Here is a 23,443-nt window from a genome sequence, read left to right on the forward strand (position 1 = left end):
AATGCCATGATTGGTTTTGCATTCTGTCATGGCTGGTCCTTTGACGCGCAGGCAATCGCGCCGCTGCGGCAGGCCTTGCTGCAGCGCCTGCCGGATGCCGCCTGCGCCAGTTTCGACCTCGGTTTTCACGGCGCGCCGCAAGCCCCGCAACTGGCCCAGGGCATACAATGGATTGCGCTCGGCCACTCCTATGGCTTCGCCTGGCTGCTGCAACAGCCGCAGTCCTGGCATGCCGCCATCTCGCTGAATGGCTTTACCCGCTTTTGCCGCCACCCCGGCCACCCGGAGGGCACGCCGGTGCGGTTGCTGCAAGCCATGCAGGCGCACCTGGAACGCGATGCGCAGGGCACCGTGCGCGACTTCCAGGCGCATTGCGGCATGCCTTCGGCACCTCCCGCGGTTCTCGACCAGGCCTTGCTGCAGGAACATCTGGGCCGCTTGCGCGACCTCAACCTCGCCCTGCCCGACTGCCCGATACTGGCGCTGGCCACCCGCGCAGACGCCATCGTGCCGCCCGCGCTGACCCATGCCTGCTTTGCCGGGGCCGGCACCCTGCAGGAATTTGGCGGCGACCACATGCAGCTGCTGCGCGAGCCGGCAACGGCCGCGGATGCCATTGCCGCCTTTATCCGGAACCTTCATGCCTAGCCACATCGCCACACGCTTTTCCGCTGCCGCCGGACGCTACGAACAGGCCGCCAACATCCAGAAAGAAGCTGCCAGCCAGTTCGACGCATGGCTGGCGCAACTGGGCCTGGCCGCGCCAGCCAGCATTGTCGAAATCGGCTGCGGCACCGGCTTTTTCACGCGCCTGCTGCACGCCCGCTATCCTGGCGCCAGCCTGCGTGCCACCGACCTTGCCCCCGCCATGGTCGCGCAATGCCAGGCAGGCTTCGCGCCTGCCCCCGGGCTGCAATTCTCCGTCTGCGACGGCCGCGAGGCCAGTTTTGATCCGGCGCCGGACTGGATCGTCTCGACCATGTGTTTCCAGTGGTTCGACCCCTTGCCGCCGGTCCTGGCGCGGCACTTCGCCGGCAGCCGCGTGCTGGCCTTCAGCGTCTTGCTGGATGGCTCCTTTGCGCAATGGCGCGCCGCCCATGAACGCTTGCATCTACCGGCCGGGCTGCATCCCTGCCCGGATTACGACGCGCTGCTGGCGAGCATCCAGGATTTGCACCCGGGCCGCCTGCACGCCCGGAAAATTTCGCTCACCGAGCAGCATGCCAATGGCAGGTCATTTGCCCACAGCCTGCGCGCCATTGGCGCCGACCAGCCGCGCCCCGGCCACCGGCCTGCTGCCTTGAGGCCGGTATTGCGGCAACTCGAACAGGGCATCGCCGCCAATTACGAGATCGGCTTTTTTTGCCTGGAAAAGTGACCGCGGCGCGCCGCCTCGCTACAACGCGGCAATCGCTGCGCGGATGCGCGCCACGAGATCGGGGATCAGGGTCAGGCGCGCCGCCTCTTCTTCGATCACGCATGCAAATGCCGCTTTTTTCAAGGCTGGAAAGTCGATCGGCGTCGGCACGGCTTCTGCCGCCGTGGCGGCGAGTATGTCGAACAGGCGGTCGACGGCATGCAGCCGTCCCCACAGATAATCGTTCTCGCGCGTGGCACGGCTCAGGAATCCGCCAAATCCGGCAAAGGTCCCGCCCAGCAGCATCCTGGTCGCCTCGGGCGGCGCCAGCGCCAGGGCATCGTCCGGACTGATGCGGTCGATCAGGACTTCTTCGATCGGCCCGGCTTCCAGCGCCAGGGCACTGACCACCGGGCGCAGGATGATGTCCCAGTAAAAATATCCCAGGTAGCTGGCCAGGATGGCGCTGCGGCAGTGCGGTGCGAGATTCTGCACCAGCGCGGACGACAACACCGCGTCGGCATCATCAAGGCGGCGGGCCAGGTCGGATTCGATGCCCAGCCGCTTGACCAGCGCCGTCAAGGCGGCAGTGTCGACCGGGATCCCGCCAGGCAGCCGGCCCGGCTCCGCCGGGAACAGCTTGCGGCACATTGCGACTGCCTGCGCACTCAGGAAGCTGCTGTCGTCGTACATGGCCATTTCATCGATGAGCTTGTGGATCTGTATCTTGAGCAGATCGAGGTCCTCCGGCACCGGCGAACAGGCGGTCGCCGAAGCGTCATTGCCATAAAGGTCATTGATTTCATGCAGCACGAAATGCAGCCGGCGCCGCTTGTATACCAGCCCGAAGTCGATCACCATCCTGGCGAAAGCCGGCATATCGGTATTTTCCTGCGCGGCGTCGGGCATGTGGTAAGAATCGGCCAGCAAGATCCCCTGGTGTACCGCCCAGCCTTCCACCGCGTCCTGCACCCGGTGCGACGCCGTGGATTCCCTGGCAAAGCCGCAAGCGTCGCTGATCAGGACCGCGACGAAATCCAGCGCCTCCAGCACCAGCGCGCGCATGTACGAGTCGTAGACGATCGGGGTCCCGGCCAGGAGGTTGGTGGAAATCAGGCGCCAGTGGCGCAGCTCATTGAGCGTGAAGTCGCCGCTGAGGCGCCCGCCGGTGGATTGTTCCAGCAATTTCGCCACCTGCGACCTGGCGTGCAGAATGGTTTCCTTCAGACGCCGCACCTGCTTGTTGTAGCGGCTGACGTTGGCCAGTTCGTTGTAGGTCGGCGCGGTGCGCGGCAAGTCGGAAAGCGCGCCGCGCAGGGTAGTGAAAAATCCCGGCACGCTGCTGCTGGGCGGCGGCTTGTCCATGCGCGAGTGCGGGTCGATATACACCAGGCGGCGATCCACCTCGCGGTAGGCGCTATGCGTGCGGATCGCCTCGAGCGTGGCCATGATCGGCTTGTTGTCGAGGATGCTGCCATCCAGCAGCACGGCATCTTCCGGATGCATGCCCTGTTCGCGATAGCCACTGAAATTGTTGGCGACAAAGCGTGCGCGCGCCGGCCAGGGCTGGTGCCGTGACGCCAGCAGGTCATCCATCTCGCCCAGCTGGGCCGGCGGAAAGGCGCCTGGGTAGGACGCCGAGGCACGGGCGGCAAACGCCAGCGAGGGCACGTTGTCGAGATCGAAATCGCTTTGCAGATGCCCGGCTCTGTCATGCTCGAGGCGAAACCGCATGATATGCCGGTGCTCGCGCTCCTTGATGACCGGCGGATCGTGAATGAAGATCGGCCGGTCCAGCCCGCCATAGTCGGTTGCCGTGACTTGCAAATCGAGCCTGGTCCCGGGCGGCAGCAGCGAATTGCGCTGCCCGCCGGGTTTTTCCATGGCGCTCAGGCCATCCAGCACCAGGGTGGCAAGACGGCGGCCATCCAGCGGCGGCTTGAACCAGCGTGAACGCAGAAACACGGAGACCCGCTCCGCCATTTCCTCGTCGATCTTGCCGGCGATTAAGCCTTCGCGATGCAGGCGCGTCAGCATGGGCCGCACGAAGGGCCAGAAAATCCACTTGTTCCAGAGTTTCGCCTTGGCTTCCGGCGCCAGCAGCTTGAGCATGTCGGCGTCATTCAGCCACATGTCGGTCAGCGGCGCGAGGCTCAGGTCATGCGCCAGCGCGCGGGCCAGTGCGATGCCGTTCATGCCACCCGCGGAAGCGCCGGAAATCACGTCCACGATCACGCGCAGGGACAAGTGCTGGCCGATTTTCTCCAGGAACTGCAGGTAGACGCTGCCGGTCGAGCGCGACGGTTCGTCAGGATAGCTGTCGTGAAAGGCAGCGGACGCGCTGCCCCCGCCTTCCAGAGTGCGGTGATAAAACCCGGAGGCCCGCACCAGGTTGAGGATTTCGCGATTGATGCCATGCTGATACACGGCAAGCGATACCCCGCCGAAGAACACGATTGCCAGCCGTAGTTCTTTCTCTTTCATGGTCAAGCCCGACTTTGCCGGAGGAAAGGAAATTCTTGTGCGGCATATCGCCCCGGCCTGGGGCGCATACCTGCGCCGGTACCAGTCTGATCTTATCGATTACCGGCGTCAAGCCCGGCTTGACGGGCGCCAGCGCTACTCAGTGGCTGTGGGCGCCGCCGGTCAGGAACAGGACGATCGCCACGCCCAGTGCGATCAGCAGCACCTGGGGGATCGTCTCGCGCAGGGTGGCGCGGCGCTGCATCTGCGGCATGAGGTCGCTCACCGCGATGTAGATGAAGCCCGAGGAGGCAAACACCAGCACGTAGGGAATCCAGTCGGTGGCCTGCTGCAGCGTGAAATAACCGAGCAGGCCGCCGACCACCGCCATCAGGCTGCACAGCAGGTTGTAGATATAGGCGCGGGTGCGCGAAAAACCGGCGTTGAGCAAGACGATGAAATCGCCGATTTCCTGCGGAATTTCATGGGCAATGATGGCGACCGCGGCGATGATGCCCAGATTGGGGTCGGCCAGGAAGGCCGCGGCGATCAGGATGCCGTCGGTGAAATTGTGCAGGCCGTCGCCCACCAGGATCATCCAGCCGGACTTGCCGGCTTCGTGGGCATCGTGGCCATGCTCGTGATGGTGGCCGTCGCCTTCGTAATGGTGGGAATGGCGCAGGATCGCCATTTTCTCCAGCAGGAAGAACCCCAGCAGGCCGCCCAGCAGGATGGCGAACAGGGTGTGCGTGTCGGCGTGCGAATCGAAGGCTTTGGGCAGGGCGTGCAGCAGGGAGGTCGACAGCAGGATGCCGACCGACAGGCTGACCATGCGCTCCACCATTTTCCCCAGCAGGCCGAAGGAAAGGATGGCGGCGGCGGAGATGCTGATCACCCCCGCCAGCGTGGTGGTCAGCAGGATGGAAGTCAGCGTCGAGTTAATTTTGCAACCTGTACAGTACGGAAAGGAGGCAAATTAAAACACATGCGGGGCATTTCGGCAAACGCCGCCGCGCATTTGAAAACATCAATGCGCCTCGTCCCAGTTGCTGCCCACGCCGACTTCGGCGATCAGCGGCACCTTCAGCTGCGCCACACCGGCCATCAGTGCCGGCAGCTTTTCCTGCACCAGCGCCAGTTCCGCCTGCGGCACTTCCAGCACCAGTTCGTCATGCACCTGCATCACCATTTTCGATTGCATGCCATCGCGCTCCAGCCAGTCCTGCACGGCAATCATCGACAGCTTGATCAGGTCGGCGGCGGTGCCCTGCATCGGTGCATTGATGGCGGCGCGCTCGGCGCCCTGCCGGCGCGGGCCGTTGGGCGAATTGATTTCCGGCAACCACAGGCGGCGGCCGAACACGGTTTCGACATAGCCGCGTGCCTTGGCCTGGGCACGGGTGTCGGCCATGTATTGGGCTACGCCGGCAAAGCGCTGGAAATAGCGCTCGATATACATTTGCGCGGCGGCGCGCTCGATGCCGAGGTTGGCGGCAAGGCCAAAGGCGCTCATGCCATAGATCAGGCCGAAATTGATGACCTTGGCATAGCGGCGCTGCTCGCTGGTGACGTCGCCGGGCGACACGTTGAAAATCTCGGCGGCGGTGGCGCGGTGGATGTCGATGCCCTCGGCGAAGGCGCGCAGCATGCTGGCATCTTCCGAGATATGCGCCATGATGCGCAGTTCGATCTGCGAATAGTCGGCCGAGACGATCACGCTGCCTTCCGGCGCAATGAAGGCTTCGCGGATGCGCCGCCCTTCGGCATTGCGAATCGGGATATTCTGCAGGTTCGGCTCGTTCGACGCCAACCGCCCCGTCACCGCCACCGCCTGCGCATAGTTGGTATGCACGCGCCCGGTGTTGGCGTCGATCATCTTCGGCAGCTTGTCGGTATAGGTCGATTTCAGCTTGGACAGGCCGCGGTAGTCGAGCAGGATCTTCGGCAAGGGGTAATCCTCGGCCAGCTTTTGCAGCACGTCCTCGTCGGTGGAAGGTGCGCCGGAGGGGGTCTTTTTCACCACCGGCAGGTTCAGCTTGCCGAAAAAGATTTCGCCGATCTGCTTGGGCGAATTCAGGTTGAACGGCTGGCCGGCCAGCGCATACGCTTCCTGCTCGATTTCCAGCATGCGACGGCCGAGCTCGCCGGACTGCACCGCCAGCCGGTCCGGGTCGATCAGCACGCCATTGCGCTCGATCTTTTGCAGCACCACCGAGGTCGGCACCTCGATTTGCTGGTAGACGTAGGTCAGTCCGGCATCCTTGCTGATGCGTGGCCACAGCGACTGGTGCAGCTGCAGGGTGACGTCGGCATCCTCGGCGGCGTATTCAGTCGCGCGGCCAAGCTCGACTTCATCGAAGCACAGTTGCGAGACGCCCTTGCCGCACACCTCTTCGAAGGTAATGGTCTTGCGGTTCAGGTGGCGCAGCGCCAGGCTATCCATGTCGTGGCTCCTGTGCGACTCGTAGACGTAGGATTCGAGCAGGGTATCGTGCACGATGCCGCGCAAGGCGACGCCATGGTTGGCGAAAATGTGGCTGTCGTATTTCAGGTGCTGGCCGACCTTGGGGCGGGCCGGGTCTTCCAGCCATGCGCGCAGCTTGCCGAGGACGAATTCGCGCGACAGCTGCGGCGGCGCATCCTGGTAGCGGTGCGCCACCGGGATGTAGGCCGCCTTGCCGGCTTCGCAGCACAAGGAGATGCCGACCAGCTGCGCCTGCATGGGATTCAATGACGTGGTTTCGGTATCGATCGCAGTCAGGTCGGCGGCAGCGATCTTGTCCAGCCAGAGGTCCAGCTGCGCCTCGGTCAGCACGGTTTCATACTCGACGGCGGCCGGCGGCTCGGCAGCGAACAGCCCGCCCTGGGCGTCGCCCTGCTGCTCGGCATGAGCGCCGGACTGCCCCGCTCCCGGCGACGCTGCAGCCCCGTCACTCCCGGTCGCCTCGCGCAGCCAGGTCTTGAAGCCATAGCGCCGGTACACCTCGATCAGCGCGGCGCGGTCCGGCTGCTGCACCGGCAGCGATTCGGCGATCGTGGTCATGTGCCTGACCAGGTCGCAATCGGTCTTGACGGTCACCAGCACGCGCGCCTGCGGCAGCCAGTCCAGCGACTTGCGCAGGTTCTCGCCCACCACGCCGCTGATCTTGTCGGCGTTGGCAATGACGCCATCGAGGTCGCCGTATTGCGTGAGCCATTTGACCGCCGTCTTGGGGCCGACCTTGGGCACGCCCGGCACGTTGTCGACGGTGTCGCCCACCAGGGTCAGGTAATCGACGATGCGTTCGGGCGGCACGCCGAACTTGGCGATGACGCCGGCGCGGTCGAGCGTCTCGTTGCTCATGGTATTGACCAGCGTGACCTGGCCATTGACCAGCTGCGCCAGGTCCTTGTCGCCGGTGGAAATGATGCATTCCATGCCGTGCCTGACTGCCTCCACCGCCAGCGTGCCGATGACGTCGTCGGCCTCGATGCCTTCGACCGTCAGCACAGGCCAGCCCATGGCCTTGACTGCCGCGTGGATCGGCTCGACCTGGAGCGCCAGGTCGTCCGGCATGGAAGCGCGGTTGGCCTTGTACTCGGCATACAGGTCGTCGCGGAAGGTCTTGCCTTTTGCGTCGAATACACAGGCGATGTATGCTGCCGGGTAATCATTATGCAGGCGGCGCAGCATGTTGATGATGCCGTACAGGGCGCCCGTGGGCGCACCCTCGGCATTGCGCAAGTCGGGCATCGCATGGAACGCACGGTACAGGTAACTGGAACCGTCAACTAACAGTAAGGTTTTTTGCATATGGAACAGAATGGAAAAAAGCTGCCGCGGCTGCAGGAGCTTGCGCACAGGGAGCGCGCCACCGAGAAAAAGGCGCGCGAATCATGGCATATGTTCACGATTATGGCAGAATTTATCGAGGCCACGGAACACCTGTCTGAACTGCGCCCGGCCGTCTCGGTCTTTGGTTCTGCCCGCACCAGGCCGGAAGACCCTTATTACCTGAAGGGCGTCGAAATTGCCCGCCGCCTTTCCGACGCTGGCCTGGCGGTCATTTCCGGCGGCGGCCCCGGCATCATGGAAGCTGCCAACAAGGGCGCTTTCGAAGGCAAGTCGCTGTCGGTGGGACTGAATATCGAACTGCCGCGCGAACAGACCAGCAATATCTGGCAAGACGTCTCCATCAGCTTCCGTCACTTCTTTGCGCGCAAGGTTGCCTTCGTCAAGTATGCCGATGCCTATGTGGTCTTGCCCGGCGGCTTTGGCACGCTGGATGAAATGACCGAAGTGCTGACCCTGATCCAGACCGGCAAGACGCGCCGCATTCCTGTCATCCTGGTCGGCACGGCATTCTGGGGCGGCTTGCTGGACTGGTTCCGCAATACGCTGGCCAAGGATGGCATGATCAGCCCGGAAGACCTGGACATCGTGCAATTGATCGATGAACCGACGAATATTGTCGATGCGATTTTTGCCTTTTACGAAGAACGCGAATTCGAGCCGAGCGACGAAGAACGGCAAAAAACCCTGTATCTGTAGCAGCGGCGCGGCATAACGCGCATTATTTGCAGAAAAGGCAGCGCGGTTTGCTACAATGAACAGGTTAATGGCAATCCGCCCGCGCCGGCGAAGCGCCATTGGCAATTTATTCAGCAACCTGGATGTCGCTCATGCGACCGAAGAATTCTATGCGCCAGATTCGTTCTCACCTCCTGGTCGGCCTGTGGCTGACCGCCGCGGCAAGCCTGCCCGCACTTGCCCAGCAACGCGCCGATGCACCGCCGCCGCCGCGCATGGAAAAACTGGAAGAAGGCGCAGCGCCCGCCGTCACCATCACGCCGCCGAGCGAAAAAAGCACGGTCACTGAAAAACGCGCCCCGGGCGGCAAGCGCACCGAAGTCAAGGTCAAGACCGGCAAGAGCACCTACCGTGTCCAGCCGGCCGACGAACCGGGCAATGCCCAGCGTGGCGATGGCCAGAGCATTGCCGCCAAGCCGGCACAAGTTGAAGTGATGCAATTTGACATGAGCGGCAAAAGGAAGCTCCAGAAAGAGCCGGTTGAGCCGACACCGACATTGCAGCCCGCCCCGGAAAAAAAATAGAACCGACTCATGGCAGTTTTTACTCCCGTCAGCCTGGACGATCTCACCGCATGGATGACCCAGTTCCCGCTCGGCAAAGCGCTGGCAATCAAGGGCATTTCCACCGGCATTGAAAACAGCAATTTCTTCCTCACCACGGAAACCGGCGAATACGTCCTGACCGTGTTTGAAAAGCTGACGTTCGAGCAATTGCCGTTTTACCTGAACCTGATGCGCCATCTGGCCCAGCATGACGTCCTGGTGCCGGCGCCGGTCGCCAACCATGACGGCGCCATCCTGCACAGCCTGCATGGCAAGCCGGCCTCGATCGTGACCCGCCTGCAGGGCGCCTGCCAACTGGCGCCGCAGCCTGCGCACTGTGCCGCAGTGGGCGCGATGCTGGCGAAGATGCACCTGGCCGGCCAGGACTTTGCCATGGCCCAGCCCAACCTGCGCAGCCTGGACTGGTGGAATGCCACCACGCCCACCGTCCTGCCGTATCTGTCGGACGCCGGCCAGCATTTGCTGCGGGCCGAAATGCACTTCCAGGAAGCCTTTTTCGGCTCTGCCACCTACAGGCACCTGCAGCGCGGGCCGGTCCATGCCGACCTGTTCCGCGACAATGTCATGTTCGAAGGCGAGCGCCTGACCGGCTTCTTCGATTTTTATTTTGCCGGCTGCGATACCTGGCTGTTCGATGTCGCCGTCACGGTCAACGACTGGTGCATCGACCTCGCCACGGGCGTGCTGGATACAGCAAGGGTACGCGCCCTGCTCGACGCCTACCACGCCGTGCGGCCGTTTACCGGGGACGAGCAGGTTGCCTGGCAAGGCATGCTGCGCGCCGGCGCCTTGCGCTTCTGGCTGTCGCGCCTGTACGACTATTATCTGCCGCGTGACGCCCACATGCTGACGCCGCACGACCCGACCCACTTCGAACGCATCCTGCGCGAGCGCATCAGCGGCGACATTCCCACACTGTTCTGACATGGATAACGTGCCTGCATCCACCGGCTGGGCCTGGGTCAAGCAAGGCATTGCCTTGTTCCGCCGCCAGCCCGCCGAACTTTCCACGCTCTTCATCAGCTACATGTTCCTGATGCTGGCGCTAAACCTGATCCCGCTGATCGGCGCCATGCTGCCGCTGCTGCTGGTGCCGGTCTTTGCCATGAGCTTCATGCAGGCCTGCGTGCAGGTCGAACAAGGCCAGCGCGTCTACCCCAGCCTCCTGCTGACCGGCTTTCGCTCGCCGGCGTTCCGGGCGCTGCTGCTGCTGGGAACGCTCTATCTGCTGGCCGCCGTGCTGGCCGTGGCCGCCTCACAACTGGTCGACGGCGGCGTGTTCTGGAACGTCATGAATGGCAAGATGAAACTCGATGCGCCCGAAGTGCGCGAGTCTGCCATGCCGTTGGGCATGCTGTTCTCCGCGGCGGTGTATACCCCTGCGGCCATGGCGTTCTGGTTTGCCGCGCCGCTGATCGCCTGGAAAGACATGAGCCTGGCAAAAGCCGTGTTTTACAGCTTTTTTACAGTCAAGAAGGCCGGCAAGGCCTTCCTGGTGTATGCACTGGCCTGGTTTTTCCTCGGCATTATCCTGCCGACCATCGCCAGCGCCATCCTGGCACTCATCGGCAGCCAGATGCTCGGCCTGTTCGTGCTGATGCCGCTGTCGATCGTGCTGACGGTGGTCATGTATTGCTCGTTTTACGCAACCTATACGGAATTTTTCGGGCGCCCCTATGCGCCGCCCGAAGCGCCGCCGGCATAAACCCGGCAGCACCTCCGGCGCGACGCAACCCGTTCAGGCGCGCGCGACTTTCTCCAGCTTCGCCACGCCCAGGTCCAGCAGCTTCATGCCGTGGCGGCCGAAATTGATGTGCGCGCGCGGGCTGCCGCCGCCCTCGATATTGACGATCACGCCCTCGCCGAACCGGTGGTGCGACACCGTCTCGCCGATCTTCCAGCCGATATCCCTGTTGCCGATCTTCTGCGCGATGGCATTGGCGCCGGCCTGCGGCGCATCGACCCAAGCCGCCCTGTTCGTATGCGCAGACCAGTGATGCTGCTGCACGCGCGGCGACAGCCACTTCAGGCAGGCGTCCGGCAACTCGTCGAAAAAGCGCGACTTCATGTTGTAGCGGGTCTGGCCATGCAGCATGCGGGTTTGCGAAAAGCTCAGGTACAGGCGTTTTTTGGCGCGCGTAATCGCCACATACATCAGCCGCCGCTCCTCTTCCAGCCCGCCCTGCTCCTGCTGCGAATTCTCGTGCGGGAACAAGCCCTCTTCCAGCCCGGTGATGAACACCGCATCGAATTCCAGCCCCTTGGCCGAATGCACCGTCATGAGCTGCAAGGCATCCTGGCCGGCCTGCGCCTGGTTGTCGCCGGCTTCGAGCGACGCATGTGACAGGAATGCCGACAGCGGCGACATGATGGTCGACAGGGCTGCGTCGGCATCGATGATTTCCACGCCCCCGGCCGTGGTGATGGCCGCGCCCGCGACGGCCTGGGCCTTGGGACCGGCCTGCGCAGGCGTGTCGATGCCGAAGCCTTCCTCGGACACGAACAGCATGGCGGCGCTGACCAGCTGCTCGAGGTTTTCGATGCGGTCGGCGCCTTCCTTCTCGTTCTGGTAATGCTGCAGCAAGCCGCTCATGTCGAGCACCACCTGCACCATTTCCTGCAGCGGCAGGTTTTGCGTCTCGAAGCGCGCGCCCTCGATAAGCTTGACGAACGCGCCCAGCGAGGTGCCGGCCTTGCCGGAAACATAGGGCACTGCCGCGTACAGCGAAATGTTGTACTGGCGCGCCGCATCCTGCAATTGCTCGATGGAACGCGCGCCAATGCCGCGCGTGGGAAAATTCACCACGCGCAGGAAGGCCGAGTCGTTGTGCGGGTTATCCATCAGCTGCAGGTAGGCGATGGCATGCTTGACTTCGGCGCGTTCGAAAAAGCGCTGGCCGCCATACACGCGATAGGGAATGTTGGCGGAAAACAGCGCATGCTCGATCACGCGCGACTGCGCGTTGGAGCGGTACAGCACGGCGATTTCGCTGCGCGCGGCGCCCTCGGCGATCAGGCTCTTGGCTTCCTCGATGATCCATTGCGCTTCCTGCAAGTCGCTGGACGCTTCCTGCACTCGCAATTGCTCGCCATGGCCGGCGTCGGTGCGCAGGTTCTTGCCTAGCCGCTTGCTGTTATTGGCAATCAGGGTATTGGCGCAATCCAGGATATGCCCGTGCGAGCGGTAATTCTGTTCCAGCTTGATCAGGTTTTGCACCTGGAAGTCGCGCTCGAACGCCATCATGTTGCCGACATTGGCGCCGCGGAAGGCGTAGATGCTCTGGTCATCGTCGCCCACCGCAAACACCGCGCCATGCTTGCCGGCCAACAGCTTCAGCCACTTGTATTGCAGGTCGTTGGTATCCTGGAATTCATCGACCAGGATATGCGAAAAGCGGGCCTGGTAATGCTCGCGCAACGGCTGGTTACGGGAAAGCAATTCATAGGTGCGCAACAGCAGTTCGGCAAAATCCACGACCCCTTCGCGCTGGCACTGCTGGTCATACAGTTCATACAACTGCACCAACTTGCGGTTGAAATCGTCATAGGCATCGACTTCGTGCGCACGCAAGCCCTGGTCCTTGGCGCTATTGATGAAATACATCAGATTGCGCGGCGGATATTTCTCATCATCGATATTGTTTGCCTTGAGCAAACGCTTGATGGCCGACAACTGGTCTTGCGAATCGAGAATCTGGAAGGTCTGCGGCAAGGCAGCATCGCGGTAATGCGCGCGCAGCAGGCGGTTGCACAAGCCGTGGAATGTGCCGATCCACATGCCGCGTGTATTGATCGGCAACATGGCCGACAGGCGCGCCTGCATTTCCTTGGCGGCCTTGTTGGTAAATGTCACCGCCAGGATGCCATTCGGCGCCACTTGGCCGGTCTGGATCAGCCAGGCGATGCGGGTCGTCAGCACGCGCGTCTTGCCGGAACCGGCCCCCGCCAGGATCATTGCCGATTGGGCTGGCAGGGTAACGGCGGCGAGTTGCTCGGGATTGAGGTTGTGGAGAAGATTTTGCATCCCGAGATTATAGTCCTGCAGGGATGATGGCGGCGGCTTCCCCCACCGCATTGCAAGCGAAACATCATCTGCAACCGATATTTACCATCGTCAAGTTGCCGCTTGCTCACGCAATACGCGCGGCCTTCGTCAGCGGAGAAATGTGCGATTGATTTCGCGAAACAATTCGGTGCCTGCGCGGTGCAGCCATTCGTAGGCCACCATTTCGCGCGACACGATGCGGCACCCTTCCTGGCGCAGCCGTTCCAGCGCCAGCAAGCGGTTTTCCGCGCGACGGGACCCGACCGCATCGGCCACGACAAAAACCTCCTTGCCAGCCGACAGCAGATCCAGCGCAGTCTGCAAGACGCACACATGCGCTTCCGTGCCGGTCAGGATGATCTGGGGCCGGGAAAAATCCGCCAGTTGCGGCAAGCAGCCATCCGCCACGGCGGAAAAATGGATTTTTTCCACGATGTTGCAAGGAGCGACATGGGCGGCAAGCTCGGGCAGCATGGCGCCCAAGCCGGCAGGATACTGAACGGTTGCGGCGACCGGCACAGACAATCGCTGCGCCAGCCGCAGCAACCACAGGTTATGTTGCGCGACCTGTTCCATCTGGTCGATGGCTGGGGCCAGCCGTTCCTGCAAGTCAATCAACAGCAGCAGCGAACGATGCGCGTCGATCAGCATGGCAGGCTAGTGGAAAGCAGGCAAGGCTATGCCGCAAACAAGCCGGCGAAACGGCGCGCCACGGCCTGAGGGTCGGCGGCCAGATAGACGCTGCTGATCGCGGCCACCATGTCGGCGCCAGCCGCCACAAGCGGCGTGGCATTCTCGACCGTCATGCCGCCGATGACAACCACCGGCAAGGCAATGTCGGCCTGAGACAGGCCAATGATGGACGGCGTCGTGGTCACCGGATATTTCTTCACGCGCGACGGGTAAAATCCGCCAAAGGCGACGTAGCTGGCGCCGGCGGCATGGGCCTTGTGCGCCAGTTGCAGGTCGCCGTAACAGGAAGCGCCGACGATCTTGCCGGGCCCGAGCGCAGCGCGCACTTCGGCCACCGCCGCATCGGTGCCGCCGACATGCACGCCATCGGCATCGAGGGCCAGGCACAGATCGACGAAATCATTGATGACCAGGGGCCGGCCGTACGTGCGGCACAGGGCCAGCAGGCACTCCGCCTGTTCGCGGCGCAAGCCGGCATTCGCCGTCTTGTGGCGGTATTGCACCAGTGCCGCGCCGCCTTTCAGGGCCAGCTCGGTAATCTCCAGCAGTTTTTGCGTGTCGTCCCAATCCGGGGTGACGAGATACAAACCCTTCATCATGCCGCTTTCATATAAGGCCGCGGCCGGCTGGGAATCATTTGGCCGTCGGCGATCGCATACGCGTGTTCCAGGGCCTGGTGGCAGTAGGCCTGGCCATCTTCGATGGCATCGGCCATGGACTTGCCATTCGCCAGCAATGCGGCAATCGCCGAAGCCAGCGTGCAGCCGCTGCCATGGAAAGCGCCCGGCAGGCGCGGCCAGGCCCATGAACGGAACTCGCCGGCCGTAAACCAGCGGTTGACGACCTTGTCGTCATGCGCATGGCCGCCCTTGATGAACACGTGCTGGCAACCCTGCGCCAGCAGCGCATCGGCTTGCGAATCGGTGCGGCGGTCGCCGCCGGAGAGGACGGTGGCTTCCGGCAGGTTGGGCGTGACCAGGGTCGCCAGCGCCATCAGCGGCGCCAGCGTGCCGACCGCATCTTCCAGCGCCAGCGCATCGCCGTGGCCGCTGGCCAGCACCGGGTCCAGCACCACCGGCAAATCGGGGCGGGATTGCCGCAACTGCTGCACGATGGCGGCAATCGCCTCGGCATTGGCACGGTTGCCGACGATGCCGATCTTGATGGCAGCCACCTCGATTTTTTCCATCAGTACCTGCGCCTGCTGCATCAGCAAGGCGGCAGGCACCGGATGCACCGCATACACGCGGTCGTTGTCCTGCACCGTCAGCGATGTCACCACCGACAGCGGGTGCGCGCCGAGCGCGGCAATGGCCTGGACGTCAGCCTGCATGCCGGCGCCGCCGCTCGGATCTGAACCGGAGAACACCAACACGCTGGGGCGAATCATAGGGGACGTCCTTCCATGGGTGAGGAGGGTGCTGCGACAAATTTTTTCGGTATGCGGCCCGCCAGGTACGCGGCGCGGCCGGCTTCGACCGCCAGGCGCATCGCATGCGCCATGCGGATGGGGTCGCGCGCGCCGGCAATCGCCGTATTCATCAGCACGCCGTCGCAACCGAGTTCCATCGCGATGGCCGCATCCGACGCCGTGCCAACGCCGGCATCCACCAGCACGGGCACTTTAGCACGCTCGATGATCAGTGACAGGTTCCAGGGATTCAGGATGCCCATGCCCGAGCCGATCAATGACGCCAGCGGCATGACGGCGGCGCAGCCGATTTCTTCCAGCATTTTCGCCTGAATCGGATCGTCGCTGCAATACACCATCACGTCAAAACCATCCTTGACGAGGATTTCCGCGGCTTTCAGGGTTTCCGGCATGTTGGGGAAGAGGCTTTTTTCATCGCCCAGCACTTCCAGCTTGACCAGCTTGTGACCATTTAACAATTCGCGCGCCAGTTGCAGGGTATAGATGGCATCTTCGGCGTTGTAGCAGCCCGCCGAATTGGGCAGGATGGTGAATTCCGAGGGCGGCACCACGTCCAGCAGGCTGGGGGCGTTGGGGTCCTGGCCGATGTTGACGCGGCGAATCGCCACGGTAATGATGTCGGCGCCGCTGGCCACCGTGGCTGCCCGGGTTTCCGGCAAATCGCGGTATTTGCCGCTGCCCACCAGCAGGCGCGAACGATAGGTCTTGCCGGCAATGGTCAGGCCCGAGTCTTCCTGGAGGGCGCTACGGTCAATTGCATTCATGTCTGTTTTCCTTTAGTACAGCGTGTACTGCAGTCCATTCATCCGCCGCCGATGGCGCGCACGATATCGACGCGGTCGCCGGGCGCAAGCATGCGCTCGCCCCACGACTGGCGCGGCACGATCTGGCGGTTGACCGCCACCGCCAGCGACTTGTTGACCAGGTCGAGGGCGGCGATCAAGTCCTGCACGTTCTGGTTGTCGGCGAGCGCATGCGGCGCGCCGTTCAGTTCGATTTCCATGCGCGCACCACTTACTGCTTGCGGTAGATCTCGGCGCCGTTCTTGACGAATTCCACTGCCTTGACTTCCATGCCTTTCTGCAGCGCCTGCTCGTCCGAGATCCCCTGGGCGGCGGCGTAATCGCGCACATCCTGGGTAATCTTCATGGAGCAGAAGTGCGGGCCGCACATGGAACAGAAATGCGCCACCTTGGCCGAATCCTTGGGCAGGGTCTCGTCATGGAATTCACGCGCCTTGTCCGGGTCCAGACCGATGTTGAACTGGTCTTCCCAGCGGAACTCAAAACGCGCTTTCGACAAGGCATTGTCGCGGATCTGCGCGCCGGGATGGCCCTTGGCGAGATCGGCCGCATGCGCTGCGAGTTTATACGTGATGATGCCTTCCTTGACGTCCGCCTTGTTCGGCAAGCCCAGGTGCTCTTTCGGCGTGACATAGCACAGCATCGCCGTGCCGTACCAGCCGATCATGGCCGCGCCGATGCCGGACGTGATGTGGTCGTAGCCCGGCGCGATATCGGTGGTCAAGGGCCCCAGCGTATAGAACGGCGCTTCGTGGCACTGTTCCAGCTGCAGGTCCATGTTTTCCTTGATCAAGTGCATCGGCACGTGGCCCGGGCCTTCGATCATCACTTGCACGTCGTGCTTCCAGGCGATCTGGGTCAGCTCGCCCAGGGTCTTCAGTTCGCCCAGCTGCGCTTCATCGTTGGCGTCGTAGATGGAACCCGGACGCAAGCCATCGCCCAGCGAGAAGGACACGTCATACGCCTTCATGATTTCGCAGATGTCTTCGAAGTGCGTGTACAGGAAGGATTCCTTGTGGTGCGCCAGGCACCACTTGGCCATGATCGAACCGCCGCGCGAGACGATGCCGGTCATGCGCTTGGCCGTCAGCGGCACGTATTGCAGGCGTACACCGGCATGGATGGTGAAGTAATCGACGCCCTGCTCGGCTTGCTCGATCAAGGTGTCGCGGAAGATTTCCCAGGTCAGATCTTCGGCCTTGCCATTGACCTTTTCCAGCGCCTGGTAAATCGGCACGGTGCCGATCGGCACGGGCGAATTGCGGATGATCCATTCGCGGGTTTCGTGGATGTGCTTGCCGGTGGACAGGTCCATCACGGTATCGCCGCCCCAGCGGATCGCCCAGGTCATTTTCTCGACCTCTTCGCCGATCGACGAGGTCACCGCCGAGTTGCCGATATTGGCATTGATCTTCACCAGGAAGTTGCGGCCGATAATCATCGGCTCGATTTCCGGGTGATTGATATTCATCGGGATGATGGCGCGGCCGCGCGCGACTTCCTCGCGCACGAATTCCGGCGTGATTTCAGCCGGAATGGCGGCGCCGAAATTCTGCCCCGGATGCTGGCGGCCCATCAGGTCGGCCAGCTTGGCACCCAGCGGACCGGACGTCTTCAGGTTTTCCAGGTATTCGCGGCGCTGCATGTTTTCGCGGATGGCGACATATTCCATCTCGGGCGTGACGATGCCCTGGCGCGCATAGTGCATTTGCGACACGTTCTTGCCGGCCTTGGCGCGGCGCGGCTTGCGGTGCAGGTTGAAGCGCAACTCGGCCAGTTTCGCATCGTTCAGGCGCTCGATGCCGTAGGCCGAGCTGGGGCCGGACAATTCCTCGGTATCGTCACGCTCGGCAATCCAGCCGGCGCGCAAGGCTTCCAGACCGGAACGGATATCGATTTTCGCTGCCGGATCGCTGTACGGGCCGGAAGTGTCATAGACGAAGATGGGCGGGTTTTTTTCCGCGCCCATCGATGCCGGCGTATCGCTCTGGCTGATTTCGCGCATCGGCACGCGGATATCCGGGCGCGAGCCCGCAACGTAAATCTTGCGCGAATTCGGCAAGGGCTGGATGGCGGCCTCGTCGACCGTGGCGGTAGCAGCCAGGAATTGGGGATTGGCGTTCATGTCTTCCTTCGCTCTTGCAGGGACGGGGCAGCATGCTGCCCCGCAAATTAATCAAATCGCGAAGGAAAGGTGGAATGTGGTAAAAAAACAATACCTTCCAGCTGCTTCCCTTCGCTGGCATTATCCAGATCAGGTTCGAGGGTATGTCTCACCCGGCCGCGCAGTACGAGCACTTGAACACTGCGGCAAGCCAGGACCCCTAGCATCGACCGATTGCACGGTCTGCGGGAATTATACTCCGCTCGCGGCCATTCGGTGACGCGTCCCTTATAATGTTAGGTTTCGCAAAAGACACTTCAAATCATGGAATTAGCCAAATCTTTCGAGCCCGCCGAAATCGAAAAGCACTGGCGTGCCGAATGGGAACAGCGCGGCTACTACACCGCCACCACGGACGCCGGCAAGCCTGCCTTCAGCATTCAGTTGCCGCCGCCCAATGTGACCGGCACCCTGCACATGGGCCATGCCTTCAACCAGACCATCATGGATGGCCTGACGCGCTATTACCGCATGCGCGGCCACAACACTGCCTGGATCCCCGGCACCGACCATGCCGGCATCGCCACGCAAATCGTGGTCGAGCGCCAGCTCGATGCGCAGAAAGTCACGCGCCATGATCTGGGGCGCGAAAAATTCCTCGAAAAAGTCTGGGAATGGAAAGAGCATTCCGGCTCGACCATCACCGGCCAGATGCGCCGCATGGGCGCCTCGACCGACTGGAGCCGCGAATACTTCACCATGGACGCCAAAATGTCCAAGGCGGTGACCGAAGTCTTCGTGCGCCTGTACGAGCAAGGCCTGATTTACCGCGGCAAGCGCCTGGTCAACTGGGACCCGAAACTGCACACGGCCGTTTCCGATCTCGAAGTGGTGTCGGAAGAAGAAGACGGCTCGATGTGGCATATCCGCTATCCGCTCGTTGATGGTTCCGGCGCACTCACGGTGGCCACCACCCGCCCGGAAACCCTGCTGGGCGACGTTGCCGTTGCGGTCGACCCGACCGATGAGCGTTATGCCCATCTGCTTGGCAAGTTGCTGGAGCTGCCGCTGACCGGCCGCCAGATCCCCATCATTGCCGATGAATATGTCGACAAGGAATTCGGCACCGGTTGCGTCAAGATCACGCCGGCGCATGACTTCAACGATTACGCCGTCGGTCAGCGCCATAACCTCGGGCAAATCAATATCTTTACGCTCGACGCCAAGATCAATGAAAACGGCCCGGAAAAATACCAGGGCCTGGACCGCTTCGAGGCGCGCAAGCAAATTGTCGCCGACCTCGAGGCGCAAGGACTATTGGAAGCAGTCAAGCCGCACAAGCTGATGGTGCCGCGCGGCGACCGCACGGGCGTCGTGATCGAGCCGATGCTGACCGACCAGTGGTTCGTCGCCATGAGCAAGGCCGCGCCGGAAGGCACGCACTTCCCCGGCAAGTCGATCGCCGAAGTGGCGCTGGAAAAAGTCGCCGATGGCTCGGTCAAGTTCATCCCGGAAAACTGGACCACCACCTACAACCAGTGGCTGAACAATATCCAGGACTGGTGCATCTCGCGCCAGCTCTGGTGGGGCCACCAGATTCCCGCCTGGTACGACGACGACGGCAAGATCTACGTCGCCCGCAACGAGGAAGAGGCGAAAGCCCAGGCCGGTGGCAAGACTGTGCGTCGCGACGAGGATGTGCTCGACACCTGGTTCTCCTCGGCGCTGGTGCCCTTCTCTTCGCTGGGCTGGCCGGAAGAAACCCCGGACTACAAGATGTTTTTGCCATCGTCCGTGCTGGTGACGGGCTTTGACATCATTTTCTTCTGGGTGGCGCGCATGGTCATGATGACCACGCACTTCACCGGCCAGGTCCCCTTCGAGACCGTATACGTGCATGGCCTGGTGCGCGACGCCGCCGGCCAGAAAATGTCCAAGTCCAAGGGCAATACGCTGGACCCGATCGATCTGATCGATGGCATCGAACTGGACAAGCTGGTCGGCAAGCGCACCACCGGCCTGATGAACCCGAAGGATGCATCCAAGATTGAAAAGGCGACCCGCAAGGAATTCCCTGCCGGCATCCAGGCGTATGGCACGGATGCCCTGCGCTTCACCATGGCCAGCTATGCCTCGCTGGGCCGCAACATCAACTTCGACCTGAACCGCTGCGAAGGCTACCGCAACTTCTGCAACAAGCTGTGGAATGCCACCCGCTTCGTGCTGATGAATACCGAAGGCAAGGATTGCGGTTTCGATCCTGCCACCTGCCATGAGGGCGCGCGCGATTTCTCCCAAGCCGACCGCTGGATCGTTTCGCTCCTGCAGCGCGTTGAAACCGAAGTGGAAAAAGGCTTTGCCGATTACCGCTTCGATAATATTGCCTCGGCCATTTACAAGTTCATCTGGGATGAATATTGCGACTGGTACCTGGAAGTAGCCAAAGTGCAAATCCAGAATGGCACCGAAGCCCAGCAGCGCGCCACCCGCCGCACGCTCTTGCGCGTGCTGGAAACCATCCTGCGCCTGGCGCACCCGGTGATCCCGTTCATCACCGAGCAACTGTGGCAAACGGTTGCGCCGATGACTGGCCGCACGCTGGATGCGGCTGGCGAATCCATCATGCGCCAGCCCTATCCGCTGGCCAATCCGGAAAAACTGGATGAAACGGCCGAAGCCTGGATGGCGCAATTGAAGTCGCTCACCGATGCCTGCCGCAACTTGCGTGGCGAAATGCAATTGTCGCCGGCCCTGCGCGTGCCGCTGATTATCGAAACCAGCGGCGACCAGGCGCAAGCCCAAGCCTTTGCGCCTTACCTGCAAGCCCTGGCCAAGCTATCGGAAGTCCAGGTCGTCGATAGCCTGCCGCAATCGCCTGCGCCCGTCTCCATCGTCGGCGAGATTAAATTGATGCTGAAAGTGGAAATCGATGTCACCGCAGAGCGTGAAAGGCTGTCTAAGGAAGTCACGCGCCTGGAAGGCGAGATTGCCAAGGTCAATGCAAAACTTGGCAATGAAAGCTTTGTTGCACGCGCACCCGCACAAGTGGTCGCCCAGGAAAAGGAACGCCTGCTCAATTTCAGTGCGACCCTGGAAAAAGTGCGGGAGCAATTAGTCAAGCTGCAATAAGCAAGCGCAGCACGCTACGCCACACACTAAAACGACAGGGGGCAGAATGGCATCGAAAGGCGAGGACTTGCCATGAAACCGATTTCCAGCCTGGCGTTTTATTGTTGTGGCGTGCGCATGCAGGATGCGGCGAGCGCCCACCCCGTCTGCGCGGACCGCTATGCCCGCCTCTTCATGTGCGACTATGGCCGGGGCATCTTCGACCTCTTCAAGGATGAAGAGAATTGCAATGCCAGCATGCTGGTGCGGCATCGCGTCATCGACGAACTCCTGAAGGAAAAACTGCGCACGCATCCCGACAGCTGCATCGTCACCATCGGCGCCGGCTTTGACAGCCGCCCGTATCGCCTGGCCGGCGGCACCTGGTTCGAGCTGGACGAGCCGCAAGTGGTCGCCTGGAAAAACGAGCGCTTGCCCGTGCAGGAATGTGCCAACCCGCTGCAGCGGATTGCCATCGATTTTTCCAGCGAAGCCCTGGCGGACAAGCTGGCGGCCATTGCGCCGGCAGGCCAGGTGACCGTGGTGGTCGAAGGCGTGTATATCTACCTGTCCGAAGCACAAATCCTGGAATCCCTTGCCGCGTTCCAGCTGCGCTTTCCCGACCATCAGGTCATTTGCGACCTGGTCAGCAGCGACATGGTGGCCCATTACGGCCGCAGCCTGCAGGGAAAAATCCAGGCGCTTGGCGCGCGCTTCCAGGCAGTCGAGCGCCCGGAAACCGTGTTCACGCTCAATGGCTACTGCGCCCGCGAAAGCATCTCCGTCATCGAACGTGCCGTCGATTTTGGCATCAACAAGATTCCCAAGCTGATGCTCCCCTTCGTTTTCAACGCCGATGTCATGGGCAATGCCGTCTATGTTTTCGAGCCGGCCGATCCTTACGAAGACCTGGTGATTTAAGTTAAGCATTCGGCGCGTTCGCCGCCTGCTGTTTTTGCTACACTGCTTCTGTAGAAAAATAACAGGAGACACGCATGAAAATCTCTTCGCTTTGGCTATTGGCAGCAGGCTTTGGCACTTGCCTGGCAGCTTGGGCCCAAGCCTCGCCGGCGGGCCTCTGGAAAACAATCGATGATGAAACCGGCAAGCCGCGCGCCCTCGTGCGCATTTCGGAAAGTGGCGGCGAATTCCGCGGCAAGATCGAAAAATTGTTCCGCACGCCCGAACAAGACCCCAACCCGAAATGCGACAAATGCGAAGGCAGCAACAGGGACCAGCCCAAGATCGGCATGACCGTGATCAGCGGCATGCGCCTGGACGGCAGCGAATATACCGGCGGGCAAATCCTGGATACGGAAAGCGGCAAGGTTTACAAAAGCAAGATGTCGCTGCAGGACGACGGCAAGAAACTCAATGTCCGGGGCTATATTGGCATGCCCATGTTTGGCCGTTCCCAGACCTGGTTGCGGGAAGAATAAAAAACTTACACAAACGAAATATTAAGGCCCGGCAAGCTTACGCCAGAAAATGCCGTGATCCAGGTTTGCCCCGGCACCACCGGCGAGGCTTCGGCCCAGGCGCCGGTGCTGATGATTTCCCCGGCGGCCAGCGGCGGCGATTGCGGCTGGGTTTCCAGCAAGCGCTGCAGGCGCTTCAGGGCAAACACCGGGCTGCCCAGCACGCTGCTGCCAAAGCCTGCCGCGCACAGGGTATAACCATCGGCATCGCTGCGCGACAGGGAAACGCTGGCATCTGCCAGCACTTGCACCAGGTGATGGCGCGACGCCTGGGACAGCGATTTCGGTTCGCCGATCAGCAAGGCGCCGTGCAGGCCGAATGCGGCAATCGCATCGGGCAAGGCGAAATCCCATCCGGGATAGGGACAGGTCACGATTTCCAGTCCATGCGCCATCCATTCGATGCAATCGGCCAAGCCATCGAGGCTGGCGTGCGGCTCCGGCGTGCGGCCAAGCTTGAACACAATTTCAGGCTGGATGCGCGGCTGCAAGGCACCGTCCAGGCTCTGGATGCCGTGATTGTCTTCAACGTAGCGCACCGTGCCATCGAACAGGGGCGACCACGAAGGCATGCCTTCCGTGCTTGCCAGCCCATGCTGCTCGTTAAATTTACTATTGGCAAATCCGACCTTGCGGCCAACCCAGGTTTCTCCCTGGGCAGTGCGGATATCGGCAATGGTCTTGGCAATCTCGTAGGCATCGTCGATCGACAGGGCAGCCTGGGCCGACAGGCGCGGCAACAGCCGCCCGCGGTTGCGCGCTTCGAGCAACTGGTGGGCGTAGCGATTGGCCTGGGTGGACATCAACATGGCATGCTCATCCTG

Annotated in this window: 20 protein-coding genes and 1 riboswitch; of the genes, 9 read left to right on the forward strand and 11 right to left on the reverse strand. The window is 62.1% G+C overall.

The window, feature by feature from the left end:
- Positions 1-6 precede the first annotated feature (6 nt).
- The gene (locus tag EKL02_RS18305; protein WP_164932058.1) at positions 7-648 is read left to right on the forward strand and encodes an alpha/beta hydrolase; all 642 of its coding nucleotides are present in this window, start codon (positions 7-9) and stop codon (positions 646-648) included.
- Entirely contained in the window at positions 641-1,378 is a 738-nt protein-coding gene (locus tag EKL02_RS17040; protein WP_164932059.1) for a methyltransferase domain-containing protein, read from the forward strand. Before EKL02_RS18305 ends, EKL02_RS17040 begins: the two co-directional genes overlap by 8 nt.
- Before the next feature lie 18 nt (positions 1,379-1,396).
- Here EKL02_RS17040 and EKL02_RS17045 read toward each other — a convergent pair whose 3' ends face one another.
- From EKL02_RS17045 to polA, 3 genes are all read right to left on the reverse strand, one after another.
- Entirely contained in the window at positions 1,397-3,841 is a 2,445-nt protein-coding gene (locus EKL02_RS17045) for a patatin-like protein (RefSeq protein WP_128903146.1), read from the reverse strand.
- Positions 3,842-3,980: 139 nt separating this feature from the next.
- On the reverse strand, positions 3,981-4,715 hold the full coding sequence (locus EKL02_RS17050; protein WP_128903147.1) for a ZIP family metal transporter: 735 nt from the start codon (positions 4,713-4,715) through the stop codon (positions 3,981-3,983).
- A 132-nt stretch (positions 4,716-4,847) separates the two neighbouring features.
- Entirely contained in the window at positions 4,848-7,613 is a 2,766-nt protein-coding gene (gene polA, locus EKL02_RS17055; protein ID WP_128903148.1) for a DNA polymerase I, read from the reverse strand.
- Between polA and EKL02_RS17060 the strand changes: the two genes are divergently transcribed.
- From EKL02_RS17060 to EKL02_RS17075, 4 genes are all read left to right on the forward strand, one after another.
- Positions 7,614-8,351: a TIGR00730 family Rossman fold protein gene (locus tag EKL02_RS17060; RefSeq protein ID WP_128903149.1), complete on the forward strand. Its 738-nt coding sequence runs from the start codon at positions 7,614-7,616 to the stop codon at positions 8,349-8,351. It begins immediately after the preceding gene.
- 149 nt (positions 8,352-8,500) lie between these two features.
- Complete coding sequence (locus tag EKL02_RS17065) at positions 8,501-8,914, forward strand: DUF2782 domain-containing protein (RefSeq protein ID WP_128903150.1); 414 nt, start codon at positions 8,501-8,503, stop codon at positions 8,912-8,914.
- A gap of 9 nt (positions 8,915-8,923) precedes the next feature.
- Positions 8,924-9,880 carry a homoserine kinase gene (locus EKL02_RS17070; RefSeq protein ID WP_128903151.1) on the forward strand — a complete coding sequence of 319 codons (957 nt, stop codon included), beginning with the start codon at positions 8,924-8,926 and terminating at the stop codon, positions 9,878-9,880.
- A gap of 1 nt (position 9,881) precedes the next feature.
- A complete protein-coding gene (locus EKL02_RS17075; RefSeq protein WP_128903152.1) occupies positions 9,882-10,661 on the forward strand; it encodes a BPSS1780 family membrane protein in 780 nt (259 codons plus the stop codon).
- Between the two features lie 33 nt (positions 10,662-10,694).
- Here the strand turns inward: EKL02_RS17075 and EKL02_RS17080 are convergent, their stop codons facing one another.
- The 7 genes from EKL02_RS17080 to thiC form a co-directional block, all read right to left on the reverse strand.
- Positions 10,695-12,980, reverse strand: coding sequence for a UvrD-helicase domain-containing protein (locus EKL02_RS17080; RefSeq protein WP_128903153.1), 2,286 nt, complete (start codon positions 12,978-12,980; stop codon positions 10,695-10,697).
- A 129-nt stretch (positions 12,981-13,109) separates the two neighbouring features.
- A complete protein-coding gene (locus tag EKL02_RS17085) occupies positions 13,110-13,652 on the reverse strand; it encodes an isochorismatase family protein (RefSeq protein WP_128903154.1) in 543 nt (180 codons plus the stop codon).
- Positions 13,653-13,678: 26 nt separating this feature from the next.
- Positions 13,679-14,290 (reverse strand): thiamine phosphate synthase, encoded by a 612-nt coding sequence (gene thiE / locus EKL02_RS17090; RefSeq protein WP_128903570.1) that lies wholly within the window; start codon positions 14,288-14,290, stop codon positions 13,679-13,681.
- The gene (locus EKL02_RS17095; RefSeq protein ID WP_128903155.1) at positions 14,290-15,084 is read right to left on the reverse strand and encodes a hydroxymethylpyrimidine/phosphomethylpyrimidine kinase; all 795 of its coding nucleotides are present in this window, start codon (positions 15,082-15,084) and stop codon (positions 14,290-14,292) included. Before EKL02_RS17095 ends, thiE begins: the two co-directional genes overlap by 1 nt.
- Positions 15,081-15,890, reverse strand: coding sequence for a thiazole synthase (locus EKL02_RS17100; RefSeq protein ID WP_128903156.1), 810 nt, complete (start codon positions 15,888-15,890; stop codon positions 15,081-15,083). Before EKL02_RS17100 ends, EKL02_RS17095 begins: the two co-directional genes overlap by 4 nt.
- A 38-nt stretch (positions 15,891-15,928) precedes the next feature.
- Positions 15,929-16,129 (reverse strand): sulfur carrier protein ThiS, encoded by a 201-nt coding sequence (gene thiS / locus EKL02_RS17105; RefSeq protein WP_128903157.1) that lies wholly within the window; start codon positions 16,127-16,129, stop codon positions 15,929-15,931.
- Positions 16,130-16,140: 11 nt separating this feature from the next.
- On the reverse strand, positions 16,141-18,054 hold the full coding sequence (thiC, locus tag EKL02_RS17110) for a phosphomethylpyrimidine synthase ThiC (protein ID WP_128903158.1): 1,914 nt from the start codon (positions 18,052-18,054) through the stop codon (positions 16,141-16,143).
- A gap of 89 nt (positions 18,055-18,143) precedes the next feature.
- Positions 18,144-18,265, reverse strand: a riboswitch (TPP riboswitch).
- 92 nt (positions 18,266-18,357) lie between these two features.
- Between thiC and EKL02_RS17115 the strand changes: the two genes are divergently transcribed.
- The 3 genes from EKL02_RS17115 to EKL02_RS17125 all read left to right on the forward strand — a co-directional run bounded on the left by EKL02_RS17115 (position 18,358) and on the right by EKL02_RS17125 (position 22,580).
- Positions 18,358-21,162, forward strand: a complete 2,805-nt coding sequence (locus EKL02_RS17115; protein ID WP_128903159.1) for a valine--tRNA ligase — start codon at positions 18,358-18,360, stop codon at positions 21,160-21,162.
- 72 nt (positions 21,163-21,234) lie between these two features.
- Positions 21,235-22,062 carry a class I SAM-dependent methyltransferase gene (locus tag EKL02_RS17120; RefSeq protein WP_128903160.1) on the forward strand — a complete coding sequence of 276 codons (828 nt, stop codon included), beginning with the start codon at positions 21,235-21,237 and terminating at the stop codon, positions 22,060-22,062.
- A gap of 74 nt (positions 22,063-22,136) precedes the next feature.
- The gene (locus EKL02_RS17125) at positions 22,137-22,580 is read left to right on the forward strand and encodes a DUF2147 domain-containing protein (RefSeq protein ID WP_128903161.1); all 444 of its coding nucleotides are present in this window, start codon (positions 22,137-22,139) and stop codon (positions 22,578-22,580) included.
- A 5-nt stretch (positions 22,581-22,585) separates the two neighbouring features.
- Here EKL02_RS17125 and EKL02_RS17130 read toward each other — a convergent pair whose 3' ends face one another.
- Entirely contained in the window at positions 22,586-23,428 is an 843-nt protein-coding gene (locus EKL02_RS17130; RefSeq protein ID WP_206732419.1) for a 4-oxalocrotonate decarboxylase, read from the reverse strand.
- Positions 23,429-23,443 lie beyond the last annotated feature (15 nt).

The organism is Janthinobacterium sp. 17J80-10, from assembly GCF_004114795.1.
Lineage (GTDB): Bacteria > Pseudomonadota > Gammaproteobacteria > Burkholderiales > Burkholderiaceae_D > Paucimonas.

Bases quoted from the DNA above. Each gene is read 5' to 3' on its own strand.
- EKL02_RS17070 (WP_128903151.1), top strand. From the start codon at position 8,924: ATGGCAGTTTTTACTCCCGTCAGCCTGGACGATCTCACCGCATGGATG.
- EKL02_RS17045 (WP_128903146.1), bottom strand. From the start codon at position 3,841: ATGAAAGAGAAAGAACTACGGCTGGCAATCGTGTTCTTCGGCGGGGTA.
- EKL02_RS17130 (WP_206732419.1), bottom strand. From the start codon at position 23,428: ATGTTGATGTCCACCCAGGCCAATCGCTACGCCCACCAGTTGCTCGAA.
- EKL02_RS17085 (WP_128903154.1), bottom strand. From the start codon at position 13,652: ATGCTGATCGACGCGCATCGTTCGCTGCTGCTGTTGATTGACTTGCAG.
- EKL02_RS17060 (WP_128903149.1), top strand. From the start codon at position 7,614: ATGGAACAGAATGGAAAAAAGCTGCCGCGGCTGCAGGAGCTTGCGCAC.
- EKL02_RS17040 (WP_164932059.1), top strand. From the start codon at position 641: ATGCCTAGCCACATCGCCACACGCTTTTCCGCTGCCGCCGGACGCTAC.
- EKL02_RS17120 (WP_128903160.1), top strand. From the start codon at position 21,235: ATGAAACCGATTTCCAGCCTGGCGTTTTATTGTTGTGGCGTGCGCATG.
- thiC (WP_128903158.1), bottom strand. From the start codon at position 18,054: ATGAACGCCAATCCCCAATTCCTGGCTGCTACCGCCACGGTCGACGAG.
- thiS (WP_128903157.1), bottom strand. From the start codon at position 16,129: ATGGAAATCGAACTGAACGGCGCGCCGCATGCGCTCGCCGACAACCAG.
- thiE (WP_128903570.1), bottom strand. From the start codon at position 14,290: ATGAAGGGTTTGTATCTCGTCACCCCGGATTGGGACGACACGCAAAAA.
- EKL02_RS17125 (WP_128903161.1), top strand. From the start codon at position 22,137: ATGAAAATCTCTTCGCTTTGGCTATTGGCAGCAGGCTTTGGCACTTGC.
- EKL02_RS17115 (WP_128903159.1), top strand. From the start codon at position 18,358: ATGGAATTAGCCAAATCTTTCGAGCCCGCCGAAATCGAAAAGCACTGG.
- EKL02_RS17065 (WP_128903150.1), top strand. From the start codon at position 8,501: ATGCGCCAGATTCGTTCTCACCTCCTGGTCGGCCTGTGGCTGACCGCC.
- EKL02_RS17100 (WP_128903156.1), bottom strand. From the start codon at position 15,890: ATGAATGCAATTGACCGTAGCGCCCTCCAGGAAGACTCGGGCCTGACC.
- EKL02_RS17095 (WP_128903155.1), bottom strand. From the start codon at position 15,084: ATGATTCGCCCCAGCGTGTTGGTGTTCTCCGGTTCAGATCCGAGCGGC.
- EKL02_RS18305 (WP_164932058.1), top strand. From the start codon at position 7: ATGATTGGTTTTGCATTCTGTCATGGCTGGTCCTTTGACGCGCAGGCA.
- polA (WP_128903148.1), bottom strand. From the start codon at position 7,613: ATGCAAAAAACCTTACTGTTAGTTGACGGTTCCAGTTACCTGTACCGT.
- EKL02_RS17075 (WP_128903152.1), top strand. From the start codon at position 9,882: ATGGATAACGTGCCTGCATCCACCGGCTGGGCCTGGGTCAAGCAAGGC.
- EKL02_RS17080 (WP_128903153.1), bottom strand. From the start codon at position 12,980: ATGCAAAATCTTCTCCACAACCTCAATCCCGAGCAACTCGCCGCCGTT.